We start from the raw sequence: 15,951 nt of genomic DNA, 5'->3' as shown, positions 1-15,951 counted from the left end.
GCCACGCGAGGCCGATCCGCGTGACCCCCGCGCGCCGCAAGTCGACCACATCATCGCGATGGCCCAGGGGGTGACGGATACGCGGGACATCCTGACGATCTCGCATGGGTGATGCAATTCGGAGCGGTGGGGGTTGAGCCGGCGGTGTTCGCCGGCGCGGGCGGCGGAGTGGCTGGCGCGGGCCGTGGTGGCGTACGAGGCTCGTCGCGGCGAGGCGCGTTGAACGTGGTGTGGATCCTGTGGAGGCAGGCGGCCGGGCCGTTCGTAGGGGTGTCGGCCACTTTGGGCCCTCGCAGCGGAATGGCCAGGGGCTGCGGGCTGACACACGGCCGAAACCCGTGCCCGCGGCGGACACGTGGCGCGCGAGGGGCTCTTGACGCGGACCTGCCGATACTGAAGAGATCGTTCGTGCAGTTGTTCGCAGCCGTACACAGATCGCTCCACAAGGGAGACCACGATGCGATTACCGTTATTGCCGTCCCGCGCCAAGGCCCGCTCCCGACCGCTCGGCCCACGCGGATCGCGGCTGACCGCCGCCCTCACCTCCGCGCTGCTGGCCGCCGGGCTGCTGGTCGGTGCCGCCCCCGGCCCGGGTGGCTACTCGGCGCGGGCGGACGACCGGCGGGTGGACCCCTCGTCGAACGGCAGCCTGCCGTTCGCCACCTACAACATGCAGGGCTCCAACCGCGGGCTGCGCTGGAACGGCGAGGTCGGACCGCTGGCGATGCGGCACCAGGTCATCGCCCTCCAGGAGGTCGGCAACGGACCGCCCCCCGAGCCGTTCCAGACCCGGGGCACCGGTGAGTCGATCCCCATCCCCGGTCCGTTCCCGGCGGGCCTGCCGAACCATGTGAGCCACACGCGGTGGGACTACCACCATCACCGCCTTCACGTCTACTACCTGCAGACCGACCCACGGCGCAACAGCACCACGGGACAGGACCGCTGGGAGGGCGGCCGGGTCAACCTCGCGGTCGTCACACACGCCCGCGCGGACGAGGTCCGCGTCATCGAGAACCCGCTGTACGACCGCAACGAACCCCGCGACGAGTACCGCTACCGCCGCGCCCTCGGCGTACGGATCGGCAGCACGGTCTACTACACCGTCCACGCACGCGGCGCGGACGTCCCCTACCTGCTCGCGGGGATCCGCGCGGCCGCCCGGCCCGGCGAGAACTGGGTCATGGTCGGGGACTTCAACCTCGACATCCGCAACCGTACCGAGCAGCAGGCCAGGGATCAGAGTCTGCACTTGCGTGCCGACGAACAACTGGCGCGTCCCGACCGCCCCACCCACCAGCGGGGTGGCGAACTCGACTACGCGATCACACACGGGACACCGCGGTTCAACGCCGACATTCCCGCGGGGCGCGGGGCGGACCACTATCCCGTCCAGTTCGAACCGGCTCCTTCTCCCGTTCCGGCCGCGCCCGACGGCCCGGTGCACAACTTCTCCTCGAGCTTCGAGAACGCCCGGACCGGGTTGGTCCTGGATGCCCAGAACAGGGCCTGGGGACAGGTGACCACCACCCAGGAGCGCTACAACCTGCGTCAGCGGTTCCGCGTGGGCACCGTGCAGGGGCACTGGTACCGCTTCGGCGTCGGCGGCAGCCCCACGGCGGCGTCCGGCGCCCGAGGCGCTCGCGCCGACCGTGCCGCCGCCGGGATGTGCCCCGGCCTCAACCCGTTCCTCCCGCTGTCCGTCATCGTGCTGTCGTGCGACTCGCCCCTCGCGCAGTGGCAACCCGACGACCTGGGGGCGCCCGGCGGCCCGCTGCGCTGGCACAACTCGGTCTATCCGGGGCTGTGCCTGACCGGTCTGGGGAACGAGCAGCAGGTCCTGGCCCTGGCGTGCGGCGACAGTGCCTCCCAGCAGTGGTGGGACAATTCCCGCGGGGTGTCCGACCGCGCGTGGGAGGCCGGTGACCTGCGGGTCCGGCTGCGCGCGTGGAACGGCCTCTACCTGGACCAATTCGGCGAACCGGGCCGCGACGGCACCCCGCTGACGACCCGTCGGCACAACGGCGCCTACACCCAGCGCTGGGACATGGAATACGCCGGTCTGGGCGACAACATCCTCCGGCTCAAGGCGTTCGGCAGCGGCGGACGGTGCGTCGACATCCTGGACACCCACCAGCCCCGGCCCGGCGAACGCTCCCTGCTGCACGACTGCTCCGACCGCGGCGCCAGGGACGACGGCACGGGCCACCGCTGGCAGGTGGAGATGTACGGGGACGGCTCCCTCCGCTTCCGCAGCGAGGCCGCGCACCTGTGCCTGGTGCCCTCGTCGCGGGAGGCGGCGTACGTGACGATCGAGAACTGCAGCGACGACGCCCGTCAGCGCTGGACGATCGTGCCGTAGCCGTGACTCCGCAGCCGCGAGGCGAACCGGGCCTGGGCCGATGCACGTCAGTCGGCCCAGGCCCCAGGCGCTGGCCTCCACACATCTTCTCCCCACCCGTGCTCAGTGTCCGACCGGCTTGGAGCATCGCGGCGCCCCTGGACCGGATCGCCACCGGGACGGCGGCGGCCGGCCCGCCGTCGGATCCGTGCCGGTTTCAGCTTGTTCCTCGGCTCGACCCGCAACCAGTGTGTCCGTGGTCCTCGGCCACCGGCGCCTCCCCGGCCGCGCGATGCGAGCAGCGAGGACTCGGCAGCCCAGGAACAGTGGCTCAGCGAGCACGGGGGGCGGGGAGGCCGATCCGACGGAGATGCACGGCGCCAACCAGCATGGCCAGGGCGATACCTGACCGATGTTTGAAAGGCGCCACCTCGCCGGGGCACCTAAGAATCCACCGCACTACGCCAGCCGTGGCCTGCCGTTCGTAGGGCTGGCGAGCACTGAGCCGAAAACGCCCGCGCCCGGGTTGTCAGTGCCCGGTGGCAGGATCGCCCGGTGATCCGTTCACGGACAGGGGGATACGTCGTGACGAGTAGGTACGAGTGGCCGCGCGATGCGAGCAGCGAGGACTCCGCGGCTCTGGAGCAGTGGCTCGGCAAGCACGGGTGGGAGGTCGATCCGACGGTGTTCATGGCCGGCGCGCGGGGTCCGGCCGTCCAGGTCCGCCGGATCGGCGCGGCGTGGCAGGACGGGGAGCCGGGGCTGCTGATCCTGCCCGGTGAGGTGGCGGAGTATGACGGCGGCCGGATGCGCATCGCCACCCGGCCGGCCGCGGCAGCCTCGCCCGCCCCTTAGGTACAGCGCCCGTACCGGAAGGCGGGACGGGCCCTGAGCGCGACCGCGGTTGCCTCACGGAAGGCAACCGCGCAGCACCTTCGAAGGCGTTACTGCGCCGGTCACGCCCACGAACCTGCTGCCCACAGCGCTCAATGGCGTTGACGACTGCATCGGCGGTGCGGGGATTGGTCGCCGGAGTGCCCGCTCCACCTGCCAGCGCCAGATGGATCGTTTCTGCTTACGGCGTTCGCGTGAGACTGCGCGATATGCGACGCCCCGGGGGAAAACAGGCAGCGTCCACCACATGCCGGGAGGCCCTGTGAAATACGCTCGCGCCATTGGTCTGGCCGTCGTAGCTGCCCTCGGAGTCGGCGCGGGAGCCGCCTTCGCTCATCCCGGCACATCCGAGGCGGCAAGCCCGCGCAGTGCCGTGACGCACATCGTGGCCGGTGCGGTCAACATCGCACCTGGACAGACCGGGGTCGCTATCACCAAGGAATGCCCACCGGGCGAGCTGGTTACCGGCGGTGGAAGTTTCGCCTCCTCGCCCAATAACCCCGACGGCGAATTCACCCTGAGCCGTACCGCTCCCCGCTTCCCCCACGATGGCCTGCCCCTGCAGTGGCTCGCCGCCGGGAAGAACACGGGGAACGTCACTGTTGGCCTCACCGTGTTCGGCCTGTGCACGGAAAGCACACTTGCCTCCGCGGTCCCGAGTGCCGTCACCCCGCTACCGCCCGCACTGCTGCCCAGCACGACCCCCAAAACACACTGACCACTCCTCTCTTTGATGGGTTGATCGGATGCGCCTGCCCGATTAGTGGTCACTGATGCGATGGGGGACAGGGTTCAAAGGGTGTTGCATGCCTGTTGGTGTCAGTGGCTGGTGTCAACCGCCGCACGTGGTCTTGACAGGGCAGTCTGCTCTGGCCTCCGCGCCGTGGCACTCACCTCTGGGTGTCGGCGAGGAGGGCAAGGACCTTGGGCCAGCCCCGCTCCTTGGCGACAGCGTTGCCGACGCGATTGCCGCCCATGGTGGGGGCAACTGTGCCCTCCGCGAGGAAAGGGAAGATGCCGACGCCGTGCCCGGCGCCGGGGTAGACCAGTGCCTGGTACGGATACCGGTCCTGGATCGCATTCAGGTCACCGATGATCGCCTTGACGTAGGTCGATGACGGCCATAGGGCGTCGTCTGCGCCGGCGATGGCTAGCAGTGGTCCGCTGAGGTGGTCCAGCGGGATGCTGCCCTGGGGAATGGGATGCCCCTGCTTGGTCCAGGCGTTGCCCCCGCCGAATCCCTGGTTGACGTTGGACGACGGGGCGTACACGACGACACCGTGGATCAGACGGGGATAGTCCTCAGCGAGGAGCAGGGCGGGTTCGCTGCCTCGGGAGTAGCCCATGGCGATGATGTGCGCGGGGTCGACCTCAGGCTGGGCTGCCAGCAGGCGGGCGGCGGTAGCGAAGTACTCCAATGGGACGTTGCGCAGGGTGGCGGGTAGGCCGTGCTCCCCGAAGTAGCCGAGAGCCAGCGTCGGGTAGCCATGGGAGGCCAGCAGAGCCGCCGTCCACTTCATGCTGACACCGCCTTCCGATCCACCGAAAGCCAGTACAGCCGGATGCCGGAGAGTGCCGGAGCGGGGCAGGAACATCTCTCCGACGACCTTGTCATGGGCCAGGGCGAGCATCCGGGAGCTGACTCCTTTGGCTTCCCATTCCCGGGTGAGCGTGCGGCTCGCCAGCTGCCGCCCGTGCGCGGTCACAGTGATCTTCACGGCGTACGAGGGAGAGAGCTCAGGGGAAAGAGGGCTGAAGTAGTGACCGTTCGGATCACCGGCCGGGGGTCTCATCGACCAGAACAGGCCCATGCCGTCGACCGTGTTGTACGTTCCCGACACCGGCCGCGTCGTGGAGAGATCGACGCGGCCACGGTCGTCCGCGGTGAATGTTGCCCGGCCATGCCACACCTTGCCGTCGTACGCGGTCGCCGAAGAACCGACAGTGATCTCGTCGTGTGGCTCCAGACCATTGATCTTCAAGTGAACGGCCTGATCAGCCAGGGCTATCGGCGCATCGACCCCGATGACCGCCTTGGCACTGGCGTGCATCCCCGCGGAGCATCCTGCCGCCCCCCAGCCGATCACGACAGCCACTGCCAGAGCCCATCCCCGCAACCGCCGTAACGACACGTTGCCCCCATCACCAGGAATTGATCAACCACGCTCATCTTGAAGTGCCCGCCGAGTCAACCCTGGAGCCCGCACCTTGACGCGCGGGCGGCGGAGTCTTGATGAATCTGTCCAGGGCGAGGTGGGCCTCGGTAGTCAACTCTCGTCTTCGTCGAGGTCGAACCCGTCCGGGACCCCCAGCAGTGCGCAGCGCCATGGTCCCTCCGGTTCCTCATGGCCGCGCCGAGAAAGAGGTCTGCGAGTCGTTGGCGGTCCTCTGGGCTGAGGCGGTCAGAGAGGTATGCCGGGTACGCGAACCATCTGGACGCCGCGTCCGGTGAGGCTTCCTCGTCCGTGCTGGTGTCGACTACCGCCACCAGATGTGCCATGGCCTCCGCCAGTGTGTTGAGCAGCGGATCGCCATGGGCAGGAGCAGGCCGCCGGTATCGCTCGCGAAGTAGCCCCGAGGTGAGATCGTCACGGGACACGTGATCGGGCAGGTTCTCTCCTGCACAGCCTCAGCCAGGTCACGGCGACGATGGTCGCGCTGGAGCCTTCGTCTGGTGGATGTCACCGATCGTCTGCCACAACCGCTGCGCCTGCTCCCGGTGCTGGCGCGCCAGGTCGTGGAAGCCGGCGGCGGCGTCCAGGTCGCCGATCAGTTGCCAGCACGTGGCCTCGTCGTGGCGGTCGCCGTGCCGGTGGAACAGGTCCGCCGCGCGCTCCAACGCCGGGCTCGCCCGGTCCCGGTCGTGCTGACCGGCGTACACGCGGCCGACTTCCAGCAGCGTGTACGCGGCGCACCGCTCGTCGGCCAGTTTTTCGAAGGTGGCCAACGCCTGCCACAGACAGCGCAGCGCCTCGTCCGGATCACCGCGCCGATCGTGCAGCCGGCTGACCCGCCGCAGCACGACCGCCACCCGATGCCCGTCGTCGAGTGCCCTGGCCTGGCGCAAGGCCGCGCTGAACCAGGACTCCGCCTCGTCGAGCTCGCCCTGCATGAGCCGCATCACGGCCATCGAACAGGACAGCTGCGCTTCGAGGCGCCGGTCGCCCTCACCGACCGCGATGGCCAGCGCCTGCTCGACACGATCGGCGGCCTCGTCGTAGCGGCCCTCCACACGGCTTACCGTGCCCAGCATCGCCACTGACAACGCCTCGCCTCGCTTGTCCCCGCCGTCCTGGCACAGCCCGATGGACGACTCCAGGGCACGGGTCGCCCCGTCGAATTCGTCTCGGTAGATGTGCAGCTGGCCGAGGCCGCGCAGCAGTACCGATGCGCCGCGCACGTTTCCAGCGGCCTCGGCCGCGTCCAACGCGAGCCGGTGCCCGTGCTCCCAGTCCTGATACAGGCACCGGTGGTCGTAGTAGGTCACAGTGCCGGCCGCCAGCTCCCAGGCCAACTCGTCCAGTCCCCAGTCCACCGCCAGTTTTACGGCGCCGAGCAGAGTGTCGCGTTCCGTGTCGAACCAACCGACCGGGTCGGCCATCAGCCGGTCCACGACCACGTCCGGCAGCGACCGGCGCGGCGCCGAACCGGGCGCGGCGACCAGCAGCCCGGCCGGCAGCCGATCGGTGCCGCGCCCGGCCAGCTCGAGCCAGGCGGACAGCACCCGGATGATCGCGTCCCGCTTGTCCGCCGCCGGCAGCTGGGCGGCGATCTCCACTGCACAGGTCCTGATCAGGTCGTGCAGCCGGTAGCGAGGCTGGCCGATGGCGTCGGTGGCGGTCAGCCGCACCAGGCTGGCATCGACGAGGGTGTCCAGCACCTCCTCGGCGTCCGAGCGGTCCAGCAGTGGGCCGACCACCCAGCCGGGCAGGGTGTAGGCGCCGAGCAGACCCAGCAGGCTCAGAGCGCGCACCGCGTCGGCCGGCAGCAGCCGCAAGCTGAGTTCGACGCTGGCTCGCACGCTGAGATCCCCGATCCTCAGCTCGGCCAGCCGCCGGGACTCATCCTCGATGCGCTCCCGCAGCACCCGCAGCGACCAGGCCGGGCGGCCGGTGAGCTTGGCGCCGGCGATCCGGATCGCCAGCGGCAGGTTGCCGCAGCAGTCGAGGATCGCGTCGGCCTCCGCCGGTTCCCGCTCGACCCGCCGCCGCCCGACGATGCCGGTGAACAACTCCCGCGCCTCGGCCGGGCTCAGCACGTCCAGGTCGATGTGCCGGGCGCCGGGAAGTTGTGTCAGCAGAGTGCGGCTGGTGATCAACACGGCACAGCCGTCGGCCCCGGGCAGCAACGGCAGCACCTGATCGGCGTGACCGGCATCGTCCAGCACCACCAGCATCCGGCGGTCAGCCAGCAACGACCGGTAGAGCGCGGCCCGTTCGGACAGGGCGTTCGGGATCGCGCTGCCGGCGATCGAGAGTGCACGCAGCGCCTCGGCCAGCATCAGCGCCGGGTCCCGCGGCTCGTCCGATGTGCCGGCGAGGTTGATGTAGAGCTGGCCGTCGGGGAAGGCGGCGCTCGCCAGCCGCGCGGCGTGCGTCACCAGACAGGACTTGCCGACACCGGGACCGCCCACGATGACGGCTACCGGGGCCCGGGTCGGCGCCGACCCGTCGAGTAATCGGGCGACCTCGGCAAGCGCGTCGGCTCGACCCACGAAGTCGGGTACATCGAGCGGTAGTTGGCGCACCGGCATCGCCATGTCCGGTTCGGTGGCCGCCGCGCCAGGACTTTCCGGTCGTGTGTCGGAGGGGCCGCGCGCAGGGGCAGGAGCCGCCAGGGCGGGATCGGCGACCAGGATGCGCCGGTGCAGCGCCTGGATCGGCGGGGTGGGGTCGACGCCGAGTTCGCCTGCCAGCGTCCGGCGCAGCCGCTCGTACACCTGCAGCGCCTCGCCTTGCCGCTGGGACCGGTAGAGGGCGACCATCAAGTGTTCAGCGACGTGCTCGTCGTAGGGGTGCTCGCATAGCAGGGCGGTCAGCTCCTCCAAGACCTCACGATGACGCCCTAGGTCGAGTTCGATGCCCAGACACAGTTTGTGCGTGGCAGCGCGCTTCTCGTTCAGCCGCGCCGCATCGAACTCCAGGACCCGGCTGGAGATGTCGACCAGGGCGTGGCCGCGCCAGCAGGCCAGCGCGCGCCGCAGGGCGACAGCTGTCTCGGATGGGGCCTTGTGCCGTTCGGCGAGATACCGCTCGTGGTCGAACTCAAGCAGGTCGAGCTGATCCGGGGCCAGGTGGATCTGGTAGCCGCCGCGCCGCGTGCTGATCAAGGAGCCGGGAGCTCCGCACGCGGCAAGGTTCCGGCGCAGCCCGGAGAGAGCGTCCTGGACCTGACGGACCGCGGTGGCAGGTGCTTTCGCGTCCCACATCACGGCGACGAGCCGTTCCATGGCGACGACGTTGTTGGCGTCGACCAGAAGCGCGGCCAGCATCTTGGCCTGCCGCGGTCCGTCTAATCGGACCTCGCGCCCGGTGATCTGGGCGTGTAACGGCCCCAGCACGCCAAATCTCATGTTCCCCCCGGCACTTGACGATCAGCGCTGATCCCCCGGCTGACCTGGCAATAGGACGAATCTAGGACGGCCGGCGGACCCGTGTCCATAGCGTCACGGTGGGTTACTCAGCCATTCCCGCGCAACGAAAGGCACAGCAGTCAAACGTTCGGTCAAGGCAGCAGTGGTGGCCGCGATGGTGGCCGTCGCCACTGTCATCTCCACCGGAGTGGCCCAGGCCCATGACTGACCGACGGGTGGGTAGGACCGCAGCTTCTCACCGACGAAGCGGCCACACCCAGCCGAGGCAGCACGGCCGATCTGAGCCGAAGTTCGTCACCGACGCAGGAACGCGCCGGACGAGGAACGAGGCTCACGCTCACTGGTCTCGCGAACTACGCGAAAGCGTCGACATTGGAAGGTACCTATGAGTCTCAAGAAGGCACTCACCGTCTCGGCAGCCGTTGCGGCCTCCCTGGCCGGCAGCCTCCTCACGGCGTCCGGCGCCCATGCCGCCACCGCGTCGTCCAGCACCCACGTCGTCTCCCCGGCGTACAGCGCATACGCGTGCCGGTCGTGGACCACGCACAACTATGCGTACATCACCAACAACATCTCGATCGACTCCTGCTACTGGGTCGAGAACAACGGCTACACCATCTCCGCCACGATCCCGTTCCAGAATTACTCTGGCACTGGCGTGGTGTACTGCGCGCACGCGATCAACGTCAACACCGGCGGCTGGGCCCACGACTTCGGCTGCGGGTCCGGGGTCTCCACCGGGCAGGGCTCCACCGTCGCGGGAACCGGTGGAGGGGCGCCCGGGTACAGCGAATACTGGAATGCGCCGGCGGGCACCTACGTGGTCTCCACCGGGTTCTGGCTGAACGGCCACTACTACGGCGACGTACAGAGCCCGAGGACCACCATCGGAGCGCACTAACCCACCAGGGCCGAGCGGCCGCCGTTCCGCGGCAGAAGGCCGGTGGCCGCCCGCCCGTTCAGCGCAGGGTCCTGGCCTGAAGACGCCGTCCTAGCACCGCTGGCGAGGCGATCGGCGAGAACCTCCACAAGGGCCTGACGCCCCGCCCCCTACACCCTGTCCGGTGACCACCGTGCCCTGCGGGGCACGGTGGTCACCGGCTACAGGCCCAAACGCGCCTCGTACGTCAAGTGAGCCTTCTCCAACGTCGAACCTGCAGGTCGTCGAGGCTGGTGTGAGTCGGTGATCTTGCGCTCGTGCTGGTCGTGGGTGGTTTCTCGACGGGGTGCGCACCTGCCCGACCACGGGGGGCCGGGCAGGTGCCGAACCGAGCCGAGACCGTGAGGTTCGCGCCGATGTCGGCGGGGTTGAACCGGACCACCGGCCCATCGCGCCGGCTGAGTTCGGTGATCACCATGTCGGCGGTGATGTCGTCCGCCTCGGTGGCCACCAGCACCGGCCTCTCCTCGGTCGTGGCCGTCAGTCCTGGCTGCTGTCCTGGTCGTGCCCCTGATCGTTCCGGGAGTCCGAGTTCGTCGTCGTGGAGGAATGGCCGCGCGTGGACGCCCGTCACCCGGCATGGCATCGATGTCGTCGTTGCGGGAACCTGCGCCGAGTACCGCGTGATCCTGCTCGCCGTGGGCGATGACTGACGATGGCACCGACGAAACTCGCCTGCCTGGTGAGAAGGGCAGGGCTGAGAGATGCTTCCCATCGAGTCCTAAGCTTCGCGGATGAGCTACGAAGAGCTGTGCTGGGAACCCATAGCGGCGCTTCCAGAAGGCGAGCCCGAGACGTCCTTCGGCGGGCGTTGGGACGATCGGCTCTGGTTGAATGTTCCTGGCCCCTTCTACACCGGCATTGCCGACAACTGTTGGACGGGCCGCCTGCACGCACCCCGTCATGTGCTCTACGGCGGCGAATACTTCGGTGAGTATGTGTATCGCCAGCCGGCGACCACAGCCGAGGTCCTGAACCTGGTGACAGCAGCACAGGAAGATCCGTACCGCGGCTATGCCTGCGACGGCGACAGCCGATGGACACCCGATGGTGTTCGGGCCTGGTGGCGCGACCGTGGACGGGTCACCGAGTACCTGGAGTCGCTCTTGCCCAGATGGTCGTCCAGCGACAGGCCTGACGAGCGGGAAGCCGCCGAGGGGCTGAGGGACTTCGCCGCTTACATCGCTGAAGGGCTCGGCGCGGACCTCCGGAAGTACCTTTTCCGGCTTGAAGAGGGCTGCTACCCGAAAAGCGCAGGACCACTGCCTGAGCTCCGGTAAGCAATGACGACCACCGGGTGCTCGGTGCTCTCGCACCTGGAGGCCCGTAGAGTGGGCTCAGGTGCGAGGTGGCACGGCCTCGGACTGCACGGCCCGGCACGCGGTCGAGTGCGGCATCAATCGCCTCAAGAGACATCTAGCCGTGGCCACCAGGTACGACAAACTCGCGGTCCGCTACGAGGCTACCGTCCTCGTTGCCGCCATCAATGAGAGGTTGTGACGTACTGGTCCGACGACAACTCGAACACCCGGACTCGCCGACCGCCGGTGGGATTGACGGTCTCACGGACCGGATGCATCCCCAGTTTGGTCATGATTCGTTCGGAGGCGTCGTTGCCCACTTGAGTGATGCTGACGATCCGCTGCAGCCCTCGCTCTTCGAACCCGAACCGTACAGCGGCCGCAGCGGCCTCGGTGGCCAAGCCCTGCCCCCAGTGGGAACGTCCCAGCCGCCAGCCGACCTCAACCGCCGGCAGTACCTCCGGCAAGAAGTCGGGCACCGAAAGGCCGGTGAACCCGGCCAGTTCGCCAGTGGACCGGATCTCCACGGCGAACAGGCCGAAGCCCTGTGACTCCCACTCGCTCTCCCATGCCTGGATCCCGCCGCGAGTCTGCTGTTCGTCACGGACGCTGCCGTCACGGATCCACCGCATGACCTCGGGGTCGGCATTGATGGCAGCCATGGGCGCAACGTCTTCCTCGCGCCAGCGACGCAGGATCAAACGGGGAGTCTCAAGCGTGACCATCCAATCATTCTGGATCACAAAATAGGCACTCCGCCATCCTCACCAGGCACTTCGATATACGCCCTAGTTCGGAAAAGCTTGCGTTCGTTGCTCGCTCCTCCGGCCAGACCCAGCCCAGCTCGGCCGGCTGGAGGAGATCCGCGACAACCTCATTGCCCGCATCGCCGAGGCCGAGCGAGGAAACTGGCTGGGAGAGGTGAAGGGCTCCGCGTCAGCCTGGCCGAAGCGGAAGACAAACTCGCGTAGATCACCAGATGCGCAGCCAGTGCGTTGGTCGCCCTCCCGATGCCGCCACTCAGCAAGGGTCGTGAGCGTGCCCGGGATGACGGCGCCTGCGCCAACGGGACGAAGCGTTCCTGTGTCGCTATGCGCCGGACGACAGCCGGCGTGCGGCCTGCTCCCATGGCTGAGGCTCGACCTGGTCGTCCCTGTCGAAGGCGTCCTCCTCGAACCAGCCCGTCCCCGCGAGCCATGTCTCAAGCCACGCTGCGAGGCTGGCGGAGTCGAGGAACCAACACTGCTCCCACGATCCGCCGCTATACGGGTTCGGCTCGAAGAGCAGGACCTGACCGTCCTCACTGAGACAATCAACGCCTGCATACATGGCACAGCCCCAGGTCAGCATCGGTAGGACGCCTTCGGGCCACTCCGGGTGCTCCACTCCAACGGACGCCTTTCGTCGCGTCAGGTATTCGTTCACGAGGCTGGAGCCCGGACCAATCAATGGCACCAGTCGGTAGTCAGGGCCGAAGCCGCCATCAGCGACCTCGCGATACAGGCGTGCAATTAGGGGATGCAGCGCGAAGCCCAGTTGCCTCTCGGCCTCCGCGATCTGGGCATCGTTGACAGGCGCGGGAAGGTCCTTGCTGTCCGATGCGGCCCGGGTGGCAACGCGCTGCACGAGGTCATCAATGTCGGTCATGACCGTGATGCTGTCAAAGCCCTCTGACATGTCGACGGCCAGGACCGCCGGGCGGACAGGTGGGCGACAGGAAGTTCACAGAAGCTTGTGTCAGATGCTCGACCCTCCGACCTGACCCGTCTCAACGGGTACGGCTTGCCGAGATCTGCGACAACTTGATCGCCCGAATCGCCGAAGCCGAGCGAGAGAGCACATCCCTGAGTACGCCGACATCCTCCACCGCAGGCGTGTGTTCGGCATCAGCGACAGCACCTCCATGCGCTACATCACTGCCGCCCACCCCTAGCGCACCACGGGTAAGGCCATAGCCCTGTACGAGGAAGTCCTTCGTGACCGCACAAGGGTTCTGGGCTCGAATAACCCCGACAGGCTGATGGCTCGCAACAACCTTGCCTGCGCCCTCGCGGAAGCCGGCGACCTGGACACGGCGATCCCCCTCCTGCACGCGGTCCTTCGGGATCGCGTCCACGTCCTGGACGTCAAAGCGGTGCTGCGCTGCCCCCTTGCGGTCCCCTCGACGAGCCGCGTCCGGGTGCCGGGCCAGCATCCATCCCATTACGCACCGCGTGCACGGGTTCGTCCTCGTCGAGCCCGAGAAGGTCTTCACCGAAGCGGAGCTCGCACAGGAGCTGGGCCATCAGGTGGGCGTCCTTCTGCCCCCCGCCTTCGCCGACGCTGCGGTGAAGGTGCACGCCGTGGCAGCGGTTCCCGCTTCGATGGCCGCCTACGCGCGCGGGCTGTACGGGTTCCTGCGTGAACTCGTCCAGCAGGGGTCCGACCTCATCGTCGCCTCCCTACCGATGGAAGAGGGGCTGGGACTCGCGATCGCCAACCGGCTGCGCCCCGCCGCAGGGCCCCGGCCCACCGCCTGACCAGCACCGACGCTGTGCCCTCACTGCTCCCGGACACGGGAAGCCGGACAGATCCGAGAGGGATTCGGCTGGGCGGTCAGGAGGCGGCGGGGACCGCCGCATCTAGGCCGCGGGCCGCAACGAGCTGTGCACCGCCGCCAACCAGGCGGTAACACAGGCCCGCGACGGCCGCCTGGCCGACGGCAACCTTCTCGGCGAGCACCCGGGAATGGTCCAGCAGCAGGTCGACGGTATGCCTTATGTGCTCGGCAAGAATCTCCGCCGGCTCAACGTGTCCGGCGGCCCGCGCCGCCGGCACGCTGGAGGGCACCCGCTCCACAACGTCCCGGACGTACCCGGCTGGCGCCATGCCGTCCTCCAGCGCGGCGCACGCCTTGCCGACCGCCCCGCACGGGTCGTGGCCGAGGATCACGACCAGGGGGCAGTCCAGCACGTTGACGCCGTACTCGATGCTGCCGATCACTTCCGGGCCCATGACGTGGCCGGCAGTGCGCACCACGAACAGGTCGCCCAGGCCGCGGTCGAAGATGATCTCGGCGGCCAGGCGGGAGTCGGAACAGCCGAACAACACGGCGAAGGGCTGCTGGGACGGTGCGATCTCGGTGCGGCGGGTGGCGTCCGGGTTCGGGTGCTCGGGGGTGCCCGCGACGAAGCGCTGATTACCGGCCGGTAGCAGCTCGAAGGCGTCGCGGGGCGTCGAGGTCTTGACCTCGGTCGTCCGCAGCCCAGGACCCGGCACCGGGCGTCGCATCGCCTGGCCATGCGTAAGGCTCTTCCCGCGATGCCGTCACACACCGTCCCGCGACACCGCCGCGGGCCAGGGGTGCAACCCGCTGCCCACGAGCGTGCTCGGCGGGCGCGGGAGCTGGACCTTTCGTAGATTGAAGAGTGAGCCACTGGCAGGGAATGCGTGTGACACCGAAGATCGACTACACAGGGGTGTTCGCCGCCCTTCCGAGCCCGTGCCTGGTGCTTGGCACGGACCTGGTGATCGCCGACGCCAACCCGGCCTTCTGCGAAGCGACCGGACAAAGCCGGGCCGAGCTGCTCGGGCAATACCTCTTCGATACCTTCCCGGACAACCCCGCCGACCCGGAGGCCGACGGGGTGGAGACGCTGAAAGCCTCACTGCACCGCGTCCTGTCCTCCGGCCAGACCGATCACATGGCCTTGCAGAAGTACGACATCCCGGTCCCCGGGAACCCCGAGGTGTTCAAGGAGCGGTGGTGGACCGCGATCAACGTGCCCGTGCTCGCCCCGGACGGAAAGGTCGCCTGGATCATCCACCGGTCCGAGGACATGACCGACGGCGTCCTCGCCCGCCGCACGGCGTACCTGCCGTCGGCCAGCCCCGGCCGGGAAGCGGCCATGGAAGCCGAGCTGTACGCCCGGGCGCGGCAACTGCAGCAGCTGAACGAGGAACTGCGGCAGGCTCACGCCCGTGAACGGCGCATCGCCGTTGCCCTGCAAGAAGCCATGCTCCACTCCCCGGACCTGGCCCGGCACCCGAACATCGCCGTGCGCTACCTGCCCGCGACCGGATCACTAAACGTGTGCGGCGACTGGTACGACGCCGTCGACCTGCCCGCGGACCGCTTCACCGTCGCGGTCGGCGACGTGGTCGGCCACGGGCTGATGGCCGCCACCGTCATGGGCAGGCTCCGCAGCGCACTGAGCGCCGCCACCCGCACCGTCCACGGCCCCGCCCAAGCACTGGAGGTCCTGGGCCTGTACGCCCGCTCGGTCGAGGGAGCACTGGCCGCCACCGTCGTCCAGGTCCTCATCGACTCCCACAGCCAACTGCTCATCTACAGCAGCGCCGGCCACCCCCCACCCGTCCTACTGCACCCGGACGGCTCCTGCGAACTGCTCGACCAGGCCACCGACCCACCGCTGGGCGCCCGCCCCGAACACGTGCCCCGCCCCCAGGCCACCACGACCTACACCCCCGGTGACACCCTCATCCTCTACACCGACGGTCTGATCGAACGCCGCGGCGAGGACATCGACATGGGCCTGACCCGCCTGACCACCGCGCTCGCCACGTGCACCGAGTTCAGCGCGGAACACCTCGCCGACGCCCTCCTCGCCCGCCTGGGCCTCGCCAGTGGCGCCAACGACGACATCGCCATCGTCGTCGTCCGCCTGGACCGAACGACCCGACCGTACTGATCGGGCCGATGTGGTCCTCTCGGCAGCCTACGAGCCGGCCCTGACGACCTCGTGCATGGTTGGCCGTGAAACGCGAAGTCTGCGGAGCCGAGGGGATGTTCACACTGGCAGGTTGCGGGAGAGAGTGGCGGTGATCTCGACGGACTCAGCGCCGAGGAGGGCAACCAGATCGACGATGCCATCGCCTCGTC

The 15,951-nt window shown here is 68.7% G+C and carries 11 protein-coding genes and 3 pseudogenes; 8 read left to right on the top strand and 6 right to left on the bottom strand.

The features are described from left to right. Window positions 1-457: 457 nt before the first annotated feature. The 3 genes from ACIRVH_RS44185 (at window position 458) to ACIRVH_RS44175 (ending at window position 3,953) form a co-directional block, all read left to right on the top strand. Window positions 458-2,362 (top strand): endonuclease/exonuclease/phosphatase family protein, encoded by a 1,905-nt coding sequence (locus tag ACIRVH_RS44185; RefSeq protein ID WP_403966013.1) that lies wholly within the window; start codon window positions 458-460, stop codon window positions 2,360-2,362. Between the two features lie 564 nt (window positions 2,363-2,926). After that, on the top strand, window positions 2,927-3,196 hold the full coding sequence (locus ACIRVH_RS44180; protein WP_403957976.1) for a hypothetical protein: 270 nt from the start codon (window positions 2,927-2,929) through the stop codon (window positions 3,194-3,196). 301 nt (window positions 3,197-3,497) lie between these two features. Beyond that, the gene (locus ACIRVH_RS44175; RefSeq protein WP_403966008.1) at window positions 3,498-3,953 is read left to right on the top strand and encodes a hypothetical protein; all 456 of its coding nucleotides are present in this window, start codon (window positions 3,498-3,500) and stop codon (window positions 3,951-3,953) included. A gap of 172 nt (window positions 3,954-4,125) precedes the next feature. Here the strand turns inward: ACIRVH_RS44175 and ACIRVH_RS44170 are convergent, their stop codons facing one another. After that, entirely contained in the window at window positions 4,126-5,286 is a 1,161-nt protein-coding gene (locus ACIRVH_RS44170) for an acyl-CoA thioesterase/BAAT N-terminal domain-containing protein (RefSeq protein ID WP_403966005.1), read from the bottom strand. 587 nt (window positions 5,287-5,873) lie between these two features. Further along, a complete protein-coding gene (locus tag ACIRVH_RS44165) occupies window positions 5,874-8,795 on the bottom strand; it encodes a BTAD domain-containing putative transcriptional regulator (RefSeq protein ID WP_403966002.1) in 2,922 nt (973 codons plus the stop codon). Window positions 8,796-9,213: 418 nt separating this feature from the next. Here ACIRVH_RS44165 and ACIRVH_RS44160 point away from each other — a divergent pair, with 418 nt between their 5' ends. Then, window positions 9,214-9,729 (top strand): hypothetical protein, encoded by a 516-nt coding sequence (locus tag ACIRVH_RS44160; protein ID WP_403965999.1) that lies wholly within the window; start codon window positions 9,214-9,216, stop codon window positions 9,727-9,729. 315 nt (window positions 9,730-10,044) lie between these two features. Here ACIRVH_RS44160 and ACIRVH_RS44155 read toward each other — a convergent pair. Further along, window positions 10,045-10,186: pseudogene (locus tag ACIRVH_RS44155) on the bottom strand (ATP-grasp ribosomal peptide maturase); the annotation flags it as partial. Window positions 10,187-10,502: 316 nt separating this feature from the next. On the opposite strand from ACIRVH_RS44155, the gene ACIRVH_RS44150 reads away from it, so the two are divergent. Next, on the top strand, window positions 10,503-11,048 hold the full coding sequence (locus ACIRVH_RS44150) for a hypothetical protein (protein ID WP_403965996.1): 546 nt from the start codon (window positions 10,503-10,505) through the stop codon (window positions 11,046-11,048). Between the two features lie 203 nt (window positions 11,049-11,251). Here the strand turns inward: ACIRVH_RS44150 and ACIRVH_RS44145 are convergent, their stop codons facing one another. After that, window positions 11,252-11,794 (bottom strand): GNAT family N-acetyltransferase, encoded by a 543-nt coding sequence (locus ACIRVH_RS44145; RefSeq protein WP_403965993.1) that lies wholly within the window; start codon window positions 11,792-11,794, stop codon window positions 11,252-11,254. 364 nt (window positions 11,795-12,158) lie between these two features. After that, on the bottom strand, window positions 12,159-12,716 hold the full coding sequence (locus tag ACIRVH_RS44140) for an SMI1/KNR4 family protein (RefSeq protein ID WP_403965990.1): 558 nt from the start codon (window positions 12,714-12,716) through the stop codon (window positions 12,159-12,161). Between the two features lie 304 nt (window positions 12,717-13,020). On the opposite strand from ACIRVH_RS44140, the pseudogene ACIRVH_RS44135 reads away from it, so the two are divergent. Both ACIRVH_RS44135 and ACIRVH_RS44130 read left to right on the top strand, forming a co-directional pair. Further along, window positions 13,021-13,143 (top strand): annotated as a pseudogene (locus ACIRVH_RS44135) (tetratricopeptide repeat protein); the annotation flags it as partial. Window positions 13,144-13,191: 48 nt separating this feature from the next. After that, window positions 13,192-13,588: pseudogene (locus ACIRVH_RS44130) on the top strand (Sua5 family C-terminal domain-containing protein); the annotation flags it as partial. 76 nt (window positions 13,589-13,664) lie between these two features. On the opposite strand, the gene ACIRVH_RS44125 reads toward ACIRVH_RS44130, so the two are convergent. Next, window positions 13,665-14,339, bottom strand: coding sequence for a carbonic anhydrase (locus ACIRVH_RS44125; protein WP_403965987.1), 675 nt, complete (start codon window positions 14,337-14,339; stop codon window positions 13,665-13,667). Between the two features lie 161 nt (window positions 14,340-14,500). On the opposite strand from ACIRVH_RS44125, the gene ACIRVH_RS44120 reads away from it, so the two are divergent. Further along, window positions 14,501-15,760 (top strand): PP2C family protein-serine/threonine phosphatase, encoded by a 1,260-nt coding sequence (locus ACIRVH_RS44120; protein WP_403965984.1) that lies wholly within the window; start codon window positions 14,501-14,503, stop codon window positions 15,758-15,760. The last annotated feature ends 191 nt before the right edge of the window (window positions 15,761-15,951 follow it).

Origin of the sequence: Streptomyces sp. NPDC101165, from assembly GCF_044768135.1 — a bacterium.
Taxonomy (GTDB): domain Bacteria; phylum Actinomycetota; class Actinomycetes; order Streptomycetales; family Streptomycetaceae; genus Streptomyces.
The sequence above is the reverse complement of the archived record's forward strand: the minus strand, read 5'-3'. Positions and strand labels throughout refer to the sequence as shown.